The 13,868-nt window shown below is 69.2% G+C and carries 12 protein-coding genes; 6 read left to right on the plus strand and 6 right to left on the minus strand.

Annotated features, from left to right (window positions below):
• Nucleotides 1–43 precede the first annotated feature (43 nt).
• Both ACFFJC_RS19110 and ACFFJC_RS19115 read right to left on the minus strand, forming a co-directional pair.
• The gene (locus ACFFJC_RS19110) at nucleotides 44–1,117 is read right to left on the minus strand and encodes an aldo/keto reductase (protein WP_379488990.1); all 1,074 of its coding nucleotides are present in this window, start codon (nucleotides 1,115–1,117) and stop codon (nucleotides 44–46) included.
• Nucleotides 1,118–1,140: 23 nt separating this feature from the next.
• Nucleotides 1,141–1,791, minus strand: a complete 651-nt coding sequence (locus ACFFJC_RS19115; RefSeq protein WP_379488991.1) for a TetR/AcrR family transcriptional regulator — start codon at nucleotides 1,789–1,791, stop codon at nucleotides 1,141–1,143.
• A 147-nt stretch (nucleotides 1,792–1,938) separates the two neighbouring features.
• On the opposite strand from ACFFJC_RS19115, the gene ACFFJC_RS19120 reads away from it, so the two are divergent.
• The gene (locus ACFFJC_RS19120) at nucleotides 1,939–3,381 is read left to right on the plus strand and encodes a class I adenylate-forming enzyme family protein (protein WP_379488992.1); all 1,443 of its coding nucleotides are present in this window, start codon (nucleotides 1,939–1,941) and stop codon (nucleotides 3,379–3,381) included.
• A gap of 27 nt (nucleotides 3,382–3,408) precedes the next feature.
• Nucleotides 3,409–4,887 (plus strand): acyl-CoA reductase, encoded by a 1,479-nt coding sequence (locus ACFFJC_RS19125; RefSeq protein WP_379488993.1) that lies wholly within the window; start codon nucleotides 3,409–3,411, stop codon nucleotides 4,885–4,887.
• A gap of 61 nt (nucleotides 4,888–4,948) precedes the next feature.
• On the opposite strand, the gene ACFFJC_RS19130 is transcribed toward ACFFJC_RS19125, so the two are convergent.
• Nucleotides 4,949–5,560 (minus strand): ankyrin repeat domain-containing protein, encoded by a 612-nt coding sequence (locus ACFFJC_RS19130; protein WP_379488994.1) that lies wholly within the window; start codon nucleotides 5,558–5,560, stop codon nucleotides 4,949–4,951.
• Nucleotides 5,560–7,236 carry a catalase gene (locus ACFFJC_RS19135; RefSeq protein WP_379488995.1) on the minus strand — a complete coding sequence of 559 codons (1,677 nt, stop codon included), beginning with the start codon at nucleotides 7,234–7,236 and terminating at the stop codon, nucleotides 5,560–5,562. Before ACFFJC_RS19135 ends, ACFFJC_RS19130 begins: the two co-directional genes overlap by 1 nt.
• A gap of 210 nt (nucleotides 7,237–7,446) precedes the next feature.
• On the opposite strand from ACFFJC_RS19135, the gene ACFFJC_RS19140 reads away from it, so the two are divergent.
• Both ACFFJC_RS19140 and ACFFJC_RS19145 read left to right on the plus strand, forming a co-directional pair.
• On the plus strand, nucleotides 7,447–8,595 hold the full coding sequence (locus ACFFJC_RS19140; RefSeq protein ID WP_379488996.1) for a pyridoxal phosphate-dependent aminotransferase: 1,149 nt from the start codon (nucleotides 7,447–7,449) through the stop codon (nucleotides 8,593–8,595).
• Nucleotides 8,596–8,650: 55 nt separating this feature from the next.
• A complete protein-coding gene (locus ACFFJC_RS19145; protein WP_379488997.1) occupies nucleotides 8,651–9,367 on the plus strand; it encodes an alpha/beta fold hydrolase in 717 nt (238 codons plus the stop codon).
• Nucleotides 9,368–9,531: 164 nt separating this feature from the next.
• Here ACFFJC_RS19145 and ACFFJC_RS19150 read toward each other — a convergent pair whose 3' ends face one another.
• Together ACFFJC_RS19150 and ACFFJC_RS19155 are read right to left on the minus strand one after the other, a co-directional pair.
• Nucleotides 9,532–10,134: a response regulator transcription factor gene (locus ACFFJC_RS19150; protein WP_379488998.1), complete on the minus strand. Its 603-nt coding sequence runs from the start codon at nucleotides 10,132–10,134 to the stop codon at nucleotides 9,532–9,534.
• Between the two features lie 181 nt (nucleotides 10,135–10,315).
• Nucleotides 10,316–10,726, minus strand: coding sequence for a nuclear transport factor 2 family protein (locus ACFFJC_RS19155; RefSeq protein ID WP_379488999.1), 411 nt, complete (start codon nucleotides 10,724–10,726; stop codon nucleotides 10,316–10,318).
• 389 nt (nucleotides 10,727–11,115) lie between these two features.
• Between ACFFJC_RS19155 and ACFFJC_RS19160 the strand changes: the two genes are divergently transcribed.
• A complete protein-coding gene (locus ACFFJC_RS19160) occupies nucleotides 11,116–12,411 on the plus strand; it encodes a M16 family metallopeptidase (protein ID WP_379489000.1) in 1,296 nt (431 codons plus the stop codon).
• A 12-nt stretch (nucleotides 12,412–12,423) separates the two neighbouring features.
• Complete coding sequence (locus tag ACFFJC_RS19165) at nucleotides 12,424–13,848, plus strand: M16 family metallopeptidase (protein ID WP_379489001.1); 1,425 nt, start codon at nucleotides 12,424–12,426, stop codon at nucleotides 13,846–13,848.
• Nucleotides 13,849–13,868: the final 20 nt, after the last annotated feature.

A 13,868-nucleotide genomic window follows, 5' to 3' on the forward strand; every position in this document is an offset into this window, starting at 1 on the left:
GGGTTCGCCACCCTTCGACAGGCTCAGGATGAGCGGGCGCGTCTCAGCGCCGGGCCACGCTCACCCCGCCGAACATCATCCCCTCGGCCGGCCCGGTGAGCACGTCCATCGGGAAGACCTTGGGCACCGCGCTGACCGCGTCGAGGCGCGCGAGCTGGTCGGGGTCGAGCGTCAGGTCCAGCGCGCCGAGGTTGTCGTCGAGCTGCGCCGGGGTGCGTACGCCGACCACGGGGGAGCAGGTCGCGGGATTGGCGAGCGTCCAGGCGAGGGCCACTTGCGCGGGAGTGCAGCCGATCTCGCCCGCGACGGCGACCACGACGTCGGCGATGTCGAGGTTGCGCGCGTTGAGCTTGCCGGTCACCGCGTTGATCGCCTTGCGCGAGCCGATGTCGTCCATGCTCCCGCCGTCCTTCGCGGCGTCGAGGTCGGCGCGGGTGTACTTGCCGGTGAGCAGGCCCTGGCCGAGCGGCGCCCAGGGGGACACGCCCATGCCCATCTCCAGCGCCATCGGGATCATCTCGCGCTCGACGGTGCGCTCGACCAGGCTGTACTGGATCTGCAGCGCGCAGAACTGCGTCCATCCGCGCAGCTCGGCGATCGCCTGCATGCGGCTGGCCTGCCACGCGGGCGTGTCGGAAAGGCCGATGTAGAGCACCTTGCCGGCGCGCACGAGGTCGTCGAAGGCGCGCAGGATCTCGTCGACCGGCGTGCGGAAATCCCACATGTGGAGGTAGAGCAGGTCGATGTAGTCGGTCTGCAGCCGCCGCAGCGAATCCTCCACCGAGCGGACCATGTTCTTGCGGTGGTTGCCCGCGGCGTTGGGATTGCCCGGCTCGGTCGTGAGCGAATACTTGGTGGAGATCACCAGCGGGTGGCGGCGCCCTCGGACCAGCCGCCCGAGCCATTCCTCCGACCTGCCCATCTGGCCGTAGAAGTCGGCGGTGTCGATGAAGTTGCCGCCGCGCTCGACGAAGCGGTCGACCATCGCGCGGGCCTCGTCCTCGGTGCTGCCCCAGCTGCCGGCGCCGACGCCGAAGGTCATCGTGCCCAGCGCCAGCGGCGAGACGCGCAGGCCCGAGCGGCCGAGCAGGCGGTAGTGATCGAGTTGCGTTGCCATTCCTTGTCCTCTCCCCGCGCCGTTCAGGCGCCATCCTCTTCCGGCTTGTGCCGCGCGAAGCCGCCGGTGGCCATGCGCGTGAACTGCTCTGCCACCGCGGTCAAATCGCCTGTCCCGCCGGTGAGTTCGCCCGCCCCGAAGTGCCGGTCGAGCGCGACCGCCATCTGCATCCCGAAGATCGCCAGCCCCACGAAGTCGAGCGCCAGCCCCTCGCGCGTCAGCCCCTTCAGGATCGCGCCGCGCGCGCGCAGCAGCGGGGCGATGTGCTCGCGGTAGAGCGCCCGGCCGAGGTCGGGGTCGCTGAACAGTGCGGCGGCGAGAAGCGGGAAGACGCGGTCCATGTCCTCCAGGTGCCGCTCGCTCGAGGCGCGGGCGAGCGCGGCCATCTCCTCGGGCCCGGCGGCGGTCTCGTAGACCTCCTTGCGTCCGTGCATGCCGCGCATCGCCGCGATCAGCGGCTGGATCACGGCTTCCTCGAACAGGGCCTCCTTGCTGGCGAAGTGCTCGAAGATGGTGGCCTGGTTCACCGCGGCCGCGCGGGCGATGTCGCGGGTGCGCGCGCCTTTCAGGTTGGCGTGCGCAAAGACGCCCTGCGCCGCCTCGATGATCTGCGCGCGCCGCTGCGCCGCGGGCATGTAGGTGCGCCGTCGCGCGGGCTTCTCGGCGGCTGACACGGCGATCTCGTCCTTCCCTGCTCTTGCCTGCCGATGGCTAGCAATTGACGCGGCGAGAAACAATCAACCATTTGGTTGCTTCGGCTTGACCCTGCGCGCATCGTCCGACTCGAGCCCCGCCAGAGGGCGCAGACCGGAGACGACGCCATGGCCACCACTGCCCCGCCGCGCGACACCGCCCTCGAACGGGAGGCGCAAGCCTGGATGGACGATCCCTACGGCCACTTCGGCCACCACAACACGCGCATCCATTCGCTGGAGCGCGCGCATGTGGAGGCGGTGCAGCTCGCCGCGATGAACCAGCGGCTGGAGGAGCGGCGGAGCCAGATCCAGGTCCTCGCCAAGCTGGCCGACGCGCAGGGGATCGACCGGCTCGACACTATCGACGCGATGGCGCCGCTGCTGATGCCGCACGACATCTACAAGTCCTATCCGGTCTCGCTGCTCGCCAAGGGGCGGTTCGGCCAGCTCAACACCTGGCTTTCGCGCCTGACGCGGCACGATCCCGGTAGCGTCGACGTGTCGGCCTGCGATTCGATCGATTCCTGGCTGGTCAAGCTGCGCGAGGAGACCCCGCTAGACGTCGCCACGTCCTCGGGCTCCACCGGCACCTGTTCGTTCTTCCCGAAGTCCAAGGCGGACTACGGGGTCTCGGTGATGGGGCTGCGGGTGCAGCTGGCGCAGGCCTTCGGTGCCGACCCGCGGCCGGGCGACATCGACGATGCGATCCATGCGGTGGTCCCACTCTACCGCGACGGGCATGCCTCCACCGGGGCCTTTCCCAAGTACATCCGCGAGGCCTTCTGCAAGGGCGACGACGCGAAGCTGCACACCGCCTTCGACTTCAAGATCAGCTCGGACCTGATGTGGCTCGCCGCCCGCCTGCGCGCCGCCGCCGCGCAGGGCGACGGCAGCCGCGTGGAGGCGCCGCCCGCGCTGCTCGCCCGGCGCGCGGAGTGGGAGACGTCGCAGGCCGAGGCGCCGGCGCGGCAGATGGCGTTCATCCAGCGCATGGTCACCCAGCTTGCCGGCGAGCGGGTCTTCGCGATGGGCACCTCGAACATGTTCTATGCCGTCGCGCAGAAGGGGCTGGAGCAGGGCATCCGCGCCAGCTTCGCGCCCGATTCGGTGTTGATGGGCGGGGGCGGCGCCAAGGGCGTGCCGCTGCCCGAGGACCTGGAAGAGGTCATCTGCGGCTTCTTCGGGTTCGAGCGCATGACCTCCGGCTACGGCATGACCGAGATGAACTCGTTCTCGATCCTGTGCGAGCACGACCGCTACCATGTCCTGCCCTGGGTGACGGTCTACCAGCTCGACCTCGACAGTGGCCGACCGCTCCCGCGGGCGGGCGTGCAGACCGGGCGTGCCGCCTTCTTCGACATGACGCAGGATTCGACCTGGGGCGGGCTCGTCACCGGCGATCTCGTCACGGTGGACTGGGACACGCCGTGCGGTTGCGGCCGCAGCTCGGTGGCGCTCGACAAGAAGATCGCCCGCGTCAGCGAGCTCCAGGGCGGGGACGACAAGATCTCCTGCGCCGCCACCCCGCAGGCCCAGGCCGAGGCCATCGATTTCCTGACTGGGCTGTAAGCCCGCGACGCGAACCGGAGACCCGCGATGACCATCACCAGACCCATCTCCTACGCCGTGCTGCGCGGCCAGGTTATCGAGAACGACCTCGTCGAATTCGGCGGCCGCGGCGGCGACATGGCGTTCCTCGCGCCCGACCCGCACCGGATCGCCGACCGTATCCCGCTGGCCTCGCCGCGGCTGATGGAGGACCTCTATACCCTCAGCTTCGAGGACATCCTCGACTACCTCGCCGAACTGGGCGGGCGGCTGGAGGTGGACCGGAACGACTACCTGCGCGAGGCGCGCGAGTACTCCTACGCCACCGCGCCCACCACGCGGCCGATCATGGACCACTTCTTCCACGACATGCCCTTCATGTTCGACAAGGAGCGCATCCGCGGCATGGTCGATTTCAACATCGGCGTGGACTACCTGGAGCGCTGGGTGGAGCAGGAGATCAACGGCTCGAAGGTGGGCATCCGGGCCTACGGCGCGCGCACCCTGCACATCGTCGCCGGCAACGGGCCGGTGCTGGGCGCGCTGACGGTGCTGCGCGGGGCGGTCACGCGCGGGGACACGATCGTCAAGGTGCCCTCGAACGACCCTTTCACCACCGGCGCCATCGCCCGCACCATGGTCGACATGGCGCCCGACCACCCGATCACCCGCCATCTCGCGGTGGCCTACTGGCGGGGCGGCGATGAGGCGCTGGAAAGCCGGCTCTACCAGCCGCACCACATCGAGAAGATCTGCGCCTGGGGCGGCTTCGCCTCGGTCAAGCACGTGACCAAGTACATCCAGCCGGGGATCGAGCTGATCAGCCTCGACCCGAAGCGCTCCGCCTCGATCATCGGCGCGGAGGCGCTGGAGAGCGAGGCCGCGATCACCGAGACCGCGCGCCGCCTCGCCTGCGACTTCGCGGTGGGCAACCAGACCGCCTGCGCCTCCGCCCGCATCGTCTACGTCATGTGCGGCACCGGGGACGAAGGCGTCGAAAAGCTCAAGGCGCTGGGCCGGGCCGCCTACGCCGCGATGTTCACCCTGCCCGAGGCGCTGACCACCAAGCCCAAGCGCTACGACGCCGACTTGCGCACCAGCGTCGACGCGCTGCGCTTCTCGGAGGACTTCTACACCGTCGTCGGCGGCGAGGAGGGCGAGGGCGCGGTCATCGTCAGCCACACCAGCGACCGCGTGGACTTCTGGGAGTACCTCGCCGACCGCACCGTCAACCTGATCCCGGTCGACACCCTCGACGAAGTGCTCGACGTGATCGACGCCTATACCCAGACGGTCGGGATCTGGCCCGAATCGCTGCGCGCGGTGGTGCGCCACAAGGGCGCGCTCCACGGCGGCCAGCGCTTCGTCCAGCTCGGCTACGTGTTCAACGGGCCAGGGCTGGTCGGCCCGCAGGACGGGATCGAGCCGATGCGCCGCATCGTCAAGTGGATCATCTCGGAAGAGCCAAGCGAAGGCCGGCCCGGCTTCTGGGAGGCCAACGAGGAGGAAATCCGCGTGGTGGCGTGAGGTGCGGTCTGCGATGGGCCCGGTCCCGCGCGGTCCGTCCGCTCGGGCGCCGGGCCTCGCCTCAGCGGAGGGTGCCGGCCGCCGTCTCCAGCCGCGTGGCCAGCGCCGCGTTGCCCTGCCCTTGGGCGACCGAACCCGCGGTGCGGCCCGATGCGTCACGGATCGCCGGGTCGGCACCCTTGTCCAGCAGCATCTCGACCTGGGCGCTGCGCCCGAACAGCGAGGCCATCATCAGCGCCGTCTGCCCCGCCTTGTTGCGGGCATCGACGTCGCACCGCTCCTGGAGCAGGCGCGCCGCGATCCGGTCGTCGCCCTTGAAGGCAACGCCCATCTGCGCCGTGTTGCCTTGCCCGAGGTCGGGCTTGCAGGGATCCGCGCCCGCGCGCAGCAGTGCTTCCACCGTTTCGGCCTGGCCGTTGTAGGCAGCAAGGATCAGCGGCGTGAAGCCCCGGGCCTCGTAGGCATTCACGTCGGCCCCGTTCGCCACCAGCAGCGCGATCAGGTCGGTCCGGCCCAGCTTCGCGGCCTCGAACAGCAGCTCCTGCCGCCGTTCGGGCGGCGGCAGGGTGGCATCTGCGTAGGGCGCTGGTGCCTCGGCGGCAGCCAGCGGCGCCGCCTGGGCGGCGGCCGGTGCCGCCGCTGCCAGAACCGTGCCGAGGAGCAGGGCCAGCATCACTGCCGGCCCGCGTAGCGCGCGTCCACCGCAGCCTGGTATTCGGACACCGCGCGGTTGACCTCGCTCATCGGCACGTCGACTGCCTTGGCGAGGCGGGTGCCGAGATCCTTGTCGGCCTGCGCGAAGTAGCTGACCATGATGACCCGGGTGCGCGCCGAAGTCACCACGCCCAGATCGCCTGCCAGATTGGCGACGAGGTCCGCCTTCTCCGCCGGCTTGAGCGAGCGGTAGAACTGCCCCGCCTGCTCGAACGGCTCGGCCTTCGAGATCGGCGCGGTCGCGACGATCGCGTCGATCTTGTAGGGTGCCGGCGCGAACGAGGGGTCCACCGTCTTGCCCTGCGTCACCGAGGGGAAGTAGTTCACGTCGACCTTGCCCGTCGCCATGTCGAGCTGGCCGTCCTGGTAGTTGTTCACCACCGCCACACGCGGCCGGTTCACCGGCAGGTCCATCACGTTGGCGCCCACCCGGTAGCGCTGCGTGTCCGAATAGGAGAACAGCCGCCCCTGGAGCATGCGGTCGGGCGAGGCCTCGATCCCGGGCACCAGGTTGGCGGGCGCGAAGGCCGACTGCTCGGTCCAGCGGAAGAAGTTCTCGGGCACTTCGTTCAGCGTCATCTCGCCGATCTTGCGGAACGGCGCGTCGAGCCACTCCTTGGTGTCGTCGAAGGGGTTGAAGGGCAGCTTCGCCAGCTCCTCCGCCGTCATCGTCTGCACCATCAGGTCCCATGTCGGGAAATCGCCCGCGGCGATCGCGCCGTAGAGGTCGTCGGTCAGGTAGCTGGCCGGCGCCTTGGCGGCAGCATCCCCCTTGAGGCTCCGGACGCCCTGCCGGCTGATCCAGCGGAACTTGGCGAACGTGACCTTGCCGTCCTTGTCGACCAGCTTGAAGGCATGCACGCCGTTGCCGTCCATCGTGCGGTAAGACGCGGGCGTGCCCAGGTTCGAATAGACGTGAACCAGCATATTGGTCGCCTCGGGGGTGCCCGAGAAGAACTCGAAGAAGCGGTTGGGATCCTGCTTGTTGGTCACCGGCGAGGGCTTGAGCGAGTGGATCATGTCGGGGAACTGGATCGCGTCGCGGATGAAGAAGATGGGCAGGTTGTTGCCCACCAGGTCCCAGTTGCCCTGGTCGGTGTAGAACTTCACCGCGAAGCCCCGCGGGTCGCGCGCGCCTTCGGGCGAGCCGGCCGGGTGGATCACGGTCGAGAAGCGGACGAACACCGGCGTTTCCTTGCCGGGCTGGAACAGCGAGGCGCGGGTGAGGTCGGACAGGTCCGCGGTTGCCCGGAAAATGCCGAGCGCGCCGGTGCCGCGGGCGTGGACCACACGCTCGGGCACGCGCTCGCGGTCGAACCGTGCCAGCTTCTCGATCAGGGTGGTGTCCTCGAGGAGGACGGGGCCGGTGTCTCCGGCCGTGAGCGAATTGCGATTGGATCCGATCGGGGCCCCATTGTCGCGCGTCATCTGCGGGGCGGTCGCGCTTTGCGCTCCGGCCTTGGCGTCGACGGTGCCTGCCACGCCGGCCTGCGCGGCCAGAGGCTTCGTGATCGCGAGGGGCGCGGTCACGGTGGTCATGCGGTCTTCGACCTGCGTCGCGGTCTGGCCGGTGGCGGTGGTCACGGGTACGATGGAAAGGGCGCTGGCAAGCACCACGATGTTGGAACGCTTCATGACGTTTCTCCTTCTGCGGTGTAGCTTGTGCCACCCCCGCCCAACGATCCAACAGCATTCGCCCATCACAGTAATCGCCGGAATCGTTCATCCTGGAGCAAGGTTTGCGACAGCGACGCAGCTCCCTGCCGCGCTCGCGTTGCCGGAGGGCAGCGCCATCTGCGCGCAGGACGGTTGCCAGGCCGGGCGCCTTGCGCGTAGCACCCGCCCATGATCGCCACCGTCGAACCCTTCCACGCCATCTCGATAGGCCGCCTGGCCTATGCGCTCGCCGAGCAGGGGCGCGACGTGATCCACATGGAGTACGGCCAGCCCTCGACCGGGGCGCCTGCAGCCGCGCTGGCCGCGGCGCATGCCGCGCTCGACAGCGATCCGGGCGGCTACTGGGAAAGCACCGGCCTCAAGGCGCGCATCGCCCGCCACTATGCCGAGGCCTACGGCGTGGACGTGGCGGAGGAGCAGGTGATCCTGACCTGCGGCGCCTCGCCGGCGTTCGTGCTGGCGCTGTCCTGCCTGTTCGCGCCGGGCGCGCGGGTCGCAGTGGCGCGGCCGGGCTACGTCGCCTACCGCAACACGCTCAAGGCGCTCTACCTGGAACCGATGGAGATGCCCTGCGGTGCCGCGGAGCGCTACCAGGTCACCGCCGCGGCGCTCGACGCACTCGATCCGCCGCCCCACGGGCTCATCCTCGCCAGTCCCGCCAACCCGACCGGCACCGTGATCGCGCCCGCCGAACTGGCCGCGATCGCCGCGGTCTGCGCGCGCAAGGGGATCGCGGTGATCTCGGACGAGATCTACCATGGCCTCACCTACGGGCCGGCGGCGCAGTCGATGCTGCAGCGCCTGCCCGGGGCGCTGGTGGTCAACAGCTTCTCCAAGTACTTCAGCATGGCGGGCTGGCGGCTCGGCTGGCTGGTGGTGCCGCCGGCGCTGGTCGAAGCGGCGCGGGCGCGGATGGGCAATCTCTTCCTCACCCCGCCGGTGCTGGCCCAGCACGCCGGCCTGGTCGCGTTCGACTGCCGCGACGAGCTGGAGGGCCACCTTGCCCACTACGCGCGCAACCGGGAGCTGCTGCTCGCCGCGCTGCCCCGGCTGGGGCTGCAGCGGATCGCGCCGCCCGACGGGGCCTTCTACATCTGGGCCGACATCGGCCACCTCACCAACGACAGCCTGGGCTTCTGCCGCCGGCTGCTGGAAGACACCGGCGTGGCCACCGCGCCGGGCGTGGATTTCGATCCGGTCGACGGGCATCGCTTCATCCGCCTTAGCTTCGCCGTCTCCACCCCCGAGATCGAGGATGCGATCGAGCGGCTGGTCCCCTGGTTCGCGGCGCGCCGGGAGGCCGTCGGCGCGGCTTGACACCTTTCCTGCAATGCGATCACCTGTGGATCACAACGCGGAAGGGGAGAGAGACATGGCGACATTCGTGCTGGTGCACGGCGGCGGCCACGGAGGCTGGTGCTACAAGCCGGTGGCGCAGCGGCTGCGCGCCATGGGCCACGAGGTGCATGCGCCCTCGCTGACCGGCCTTGCCGATCGCCGCCACCTGATGAGCGATGCGATCGACCTCGAGACGCACATCACCGACATCGCCGAACTGCTCGAGTTCGAGGACCTGACCGCGGTGATCCTGGTCGGCCACAGCTACGGGGGCATGGTCATCACCGGCGCCGCGGACCGCCGCCCCGCGCGCGTGGGGCACCGCGTCTATCTCGACGCCGCCTATCCGCGCGACGGGGAGTCGCTGTACGAGCATGCCTACGAGGCGATCCACGGCGCGCGGCAGGGGCTGCACGAGGCGGACGGGGTCGAGCTGGTGATGGCGCCCATGCCCGGGATGGCTGCGTTCTTCGGCGTGACCGATCCGCAGCTTGGCGCCTGGACCGACGCGCGGCTCACCGCCCAGCCCTGGGCCTGCTTCACCCAGAAGCTGGCCCTGACCAACGAGGCGGCGATGCGCGCCATTCCCGAGAGCCATCTCGTCTGCACCTCGACGCTGGCAGGGCGCGACCTGGCGCTGTTGCAGGCGCGCTCGCAAGGACGGGTGTGGGACGTCGATACCGGGCACGACCTGATGCTGACCGAACCCGACTGGGTGGCCGAACGGCTCGACGCCATCGCGCGGCTCTGACCGGGAGTGTCGGGGTTCCCACGCCGGCTGCAACGGTGCCCACCGTAATGCCGCCTATGGCAACTGGGACGGGGCGCTGTTGCGGTACGGGACCATGCCGCGGCACGGTGGGAACCACGGATTGCGCGTGAGCGTCCCGCGGCGCTGCTCCCGTCCCGCGCACGTCAGGTCACCAGCGCGGCTTCTATGGCAATGCGGATGGCGTCGGAAGTGTGAGTGGCGCCCAGCTTGCTGAGCATGTTGGCGCGGTGGATCTCCACCGTGCGCGGGCTGATCGAGAGCCGTTCGCCGATCAGGCGGTTGGACAGTCCGCTGGCGACCCCGCCGAGCACCTCGCGCTCGCGCCGCGTCAGGCGCTCCACCCGGGCGCGGGCCATCACTTCGCGCAGCTTGGCATTGCCCAGGCTTTCGGCGCGGGCCATCGCCTTGGCGAGGCTATCCGCGATCTCGGCGGGGGCGATCGGCCAGCCGATGTAGTCGATCGCACCGTCGAGGACGGCCTGGACGATGCGCTGCGGGTCCGGCTCCTCGCTGAAGGCGATGATGGGGAACCATTCCCCATGCCGGGCCATGCTTTCCACCAGTTCGGTGATCCGCCCCGCCTCGTCGTGGATGAGGACCACGCCGGAACGCGGCCAGGCGCCGGCCAGCTCGGAGATGGTCTCGAACGGTTCGACGTGGATGCCCCTGCCGGAGAGCGCGTGGCTGATCGCCGCCCGCCGGCGCATGTCGGTGTCGATGAGGATCAGGTTCGAGATGAGATCCACGGCAAGCTCCCACTGGATTTTGCCTAGGGAGATATCGCTTTGGTCCCGCCGCGCGCGGGAGACCTGCTCCGTTTCAGAGGTAATCGAGCGGCCTTGGCTAAAACTCCGGAGTTTCCCTGATCCACGCAATCGCCGAAACGGTTGCTTACGAGTCCGCAGCGCGATCAGGACGAGGCCGCTCTCACTCCGGGAACTCGGGGATGGTCAACGTATAGTCGCGCCGGGCGAACTTCCACGTGCCCTCCACCCGGACCAGGGCATCGTCGTAGCGACCGCACAGCTTGAAGACGGCACCTGCCTTGGTCTGGACCACCTCGCGCGCGAAGCTGCGGACGCGCGCGCTGTCATCCTCGACCTCGATGGAGCCGAGCTCGGACAGGAAGGCGACCGAGGCCCAGTCCTTCCACAATCCGTCCCATGTCGCGCCGAGCGCCTCATGGCCCGCGGCGTCGAACAAGTGGCTGGTCCAGCGGCCATCTTCGGCGAAGGTTGCCAGCCACAGCGCCTTGTCGCCCCGCCAGCTGGCGTCGGCGTAGGTGCCGTAAAGCTCGCGGATGGCAAGGCGATCCTCGACAGGCCCGGTGAATGGCATCTGCGCTCCTCCCGTTCGTGCAGGTGCGAAGGTGCTGCCGACGCCCGAGTGGTGCAAGCGAGAGCGGATCGCGGGAGTGATGGGATCGGCGCCGGATCGCCGCGAATGGCCGACACGGGCTCGACGACTGCCCGGTTGCGTTCCAGGAACGGTGCGATAGTCTGCTCTGGTGTGACGGTGAACGGCCGACGGCGTGATCCGCATGGAACAGGGACAGATCGGGGAGCACCATTCATATGAGACTCGGCCATATGAGATCCGGCACCTTGCGAGGCGCCGCCTTCCTCGCAGCAGCCTCTCTGGCGGGGCTTGCAACGGCCCCCGCTGCTTCGGCCCCCGCTGCTTCTGCCCCCACTGCTTCTGCCAACGCTGCCCCGGCCCGGATTCCCGTGGAGTACCACAGGCTTTCCAACGGGCTGAAGGTGGTGATCTCGCCGGACCACACCGTTCCTACCGCAACGATCGGGGTCTACTACGGCATCGGGTTCCGGATCGAGCCCAAGGACCGCACCGGCTTCGCCCACCTGTTCGAGCACATGATGTTCCAGGGATCGAAGAACCTCGGCAAGGCGGAGTTCATCGGGCTCGTCAATGCCAACGGCGGGCAGCTCAACGGGTCGACGCGGTTCGACTTCACCAACTACTACGAGGCCGTCCCCAGCAGCGCCACCGAGACGTTCCTGTGGGCGGAGGCGGACCGCATGCGCGGGCTGGACATCACGCAGGATAACCTCACCAACCAGCAGGGCGTGGTGAAGAACGAGGTCAAGGTCAACGTCCTCAACCAGCCCTATGGCGGCTTCCCGTGGCTCGACCTGCCCCAGCTCGCCAATACCAACTGGTACAACGCGCACAACTTCTACGGCGACCTCAAGGAGATCGACGCCGCGACGCTCCCGGAGGTGCAGCAGTTCTTCAAGGACTTCTACGCGCCCAACAACGCCGTGCTGGTGGTGGCGGGCGACGTCGAGCCGGCGCAGGTGATGGGCTGGGTGAACAGGTACTTCGGCACGATCCCGGCCTCCCCCGGCCTCAAGTTCCCCGACATCTCCGAGCCGCGCCAGACGCAGGAGAAGCGCTCCGCAAAGACCGACCCGCTCGCGCCGCAGCCCGCGCTCGCCTGGGCCTATCACGTCCCGCCCAAGAACACGCCCGAGTGGACGGCGATGCGGCTGATCGACCTGATGCTGATCCAGGGCGCGGACAGCCGCCTGGCGCGGGTGCTCGTCAACGAGAAGGGCTATACCGGCAACGTCGCGGGCGGCATCAACTGGCCGCTGGGCAGCGCCTACGACTACAATGGCCCGATGCTCTGGTCGGCATTCCTGATCCACGGGTCCGAGGTGACCGACGATGCCATCCTCGCGGACATCGATGGCGTGGTGAAGGACCTCCAGGACAATCTCGTCAGCCCCGACGAACTCGCGCGTGCCAAGATCAAGGCGCGTTCGGAACTCTACGATGCCGTCGGTGACGGGTACCGCTTCGGGCTCGTCAACCTGCTCGCCAGCTTCGCGCTGTTCGAGGACGACCCGGGGCGGATCAACAAGCTCGACGACGAGATCGCCAAGGTCACGCCGGAGCTGATCCGGAAGACCGCGCGCGAGTACCTGCGGCCCACCAACCGCACCGTCATCACTCTGAAGCCCGGCGCTGCCCCCGCAGCGGCCCCGGCGGCTCAGTAAGGGAGTGCTGCGATGACCCCGTTCCGGACCCTGGCCGTCTCCGCCGCTCCCCTCGCGCTCGCGGCCGCTGCCCTTGCCTTCGCCGGTGCCGCGATCCCCGCGCCGCTCCTCGCACGCGAAGCGCCGCCCGCCCCGGGCGCGCCGAAGCCGTTCACGCTGCCGCCGCTGACCGAGTTCACGCTGGCGAACGGCGTCAAGGTGACGATGGCGCAGCACGGCAACGTGCCCAAGGTCACCATCCTGGCGACGGTGCGCACCGGCAATATCGACGATGGCGAGAACGTGTGGCTGGCCGACCTGACCGGCGGCCTCATGCAGAAGGGCGCCGGCGGGCGCAATGCGTCCCAGCTGGCCGAGGCGGCTGCCGGGATGGGCGGCAGCCTCGCCCTTGCCACCGGCGTGGACGCGGTCACCGCGTCGATCGACGTGCTCAGCGAATCCGGGGTCGAGGCGGTGGGCCTCGTCGCCGACGTGCTCCAGCGCCCGGATCTCAAGCCGGAGGAACTGGAGAAGGTGCGCGCCGACATGCTGCGCAACCTGATGGTGGCCAAGTCTACCCCGGGCTCGATCGCCTCCGAGGCGTTCCTCGGGGCGCTTTACCCCGCCCATCCCTACGGGCGCGTTTTCCCCTCCGCCGAGCAGCTGTCCGGATATACGCTGGAGCAGGTGCGCGGCTTCCATAGCGCGAACTTCGGCGCTGCGCGCACCCGCATCTACGTGTTCGGCCGTTTCGAGCCGGTGGCGATGCGCGCGGCGGTGGAGAAGGCGTTCGGTGGCTGGAAGGCGGGTGCGGCACCCACGAGCCTGCCGGTGCCGCGGGACGCCGGGCCGAAAGTCATGCTGATCGATCGCCCGGGCGCGCCCCAGTCCACGGTGTGGATCGGCAAGCGCGTGTCCAAGTCGGGCTACGACCTGACCTTCCCAGCCGCGAGCACGCTGCTGGGCGGTTACTTCTCCTCGCGCATCACCCGCAACATCCGCGAGGACAAGGGCTACACCTACTCTCCCAGTGCGACGATCACGCGGCGGGTGCAGGTATCCGACTGGATCGAGGATGCGGACATCACCTCCGAGGCGACCGGCCCGGCCATTGCCGAGATCTTCAAGGAGATCCGGCGCATGCAGGATACCCTTCCGACCGATGCCGAGGTGAAGGGGATCAGGAACTACCTCAGTGGCACGTTCGCCCTGGGCCTGTCGACGCGCTACAGCCTCGCCGGGGCCCTCTCGAACCTCGACGTGCTCGGCCTGGGGGCCGAGTACCTCACCGGCTACGTCGGTCGGGCCAGCGCGCTCACCGCGACGGACTTCCAGGCCGCGGCGCGGCGCGAGTTGCCGGTCGACGGCATGAGCGTGGTGGTCGTCGGCCCGATGGAGACGGTTCGCCCGCAGCTCGGGGCCGTCCCGGAGATCGCGTCCAGGCTGCCGGCGCAGTAGGTGTCGGCGACCTAGCCGCC

Origin of the sequence: Novosphingobium soli (assembly GCF_042432915.1) — a bacterium.
Taxonomy (GTDB): Bacteria; Pseudomonadota; Alphaproteobacteria; order Sphingomonadales; family Sphingomonadaceae; genus Novosphingobium; species Novosphingobium soli.

Bases quoted from the DNA above. Each gene is read 5' to 3' on its own strand.
- ACFFJC_RS19135 (WP_379488995.1), bottom strand. From the start codon at position 7,236: ATGAAGCGTTCCAACATCGTGGTGCTTGCCAGCGCCCTTTCCATCGTA.
- ACFFJC_RS19155 (WP_379488999.1), bottom strand. From the start codon at position 10,726: ATGCCATTCACCGGGCCTGTCGAGGATCGCCTTGCCATCCGCGAGCTT.
- ACFFJC_RS19130 (WP_379488994.1), bottom strand. From the start codon at position 5,560: ATGCTGGCCCTGCTCCTCGGCACGGTTCTGGCAGCGGCGGCACCGGCC.
- ACFFJC_RS19110 (WP_379488990.1), bottom strand. From the start codon at position 1,117: ATGGCAACGCAACTCGATCACTACCGCCTGCTCGGCCGCTCGGGCCTG.
- ACFFJC_RS19140 (WP_379488996.1), top strand. From the start codon at position 7,447: ATGATCGCCACCGTCGAACCCTTCCACGCCATCTCGATAGGCCGCCTG.
- ACFFJC_RS19125 (WP_379488993.1), top strand. From the start codon at position 3,409: ATGACCATCACCAGACCCATCTCCTACGCCGTGCTGCGCGGCCAGGTT.
- ACFFJC_RS19165 (WP_379489001.1), top strand. From the start codon at position 12,424: ATGACCCCGTTCCGGACCCTGGCCGTCTCCGCCGCTCCCCTCGCGCTC.
- ACFFJC_RS19145 (WP_379488997.1), top strand. From the start codon at position 8,651: ATGGCGACATTCGTGCTGGTGCACGGCGGCGGCCACGGAGGCTGGTGC.
- ACFFJC_RS19120 (WP_379488992.1), top strand. From the start codon at position 1,939: ATGGCCACCACTGCCCCGCCGCGCGACACCGCCCTCGAACGGGAGGCG.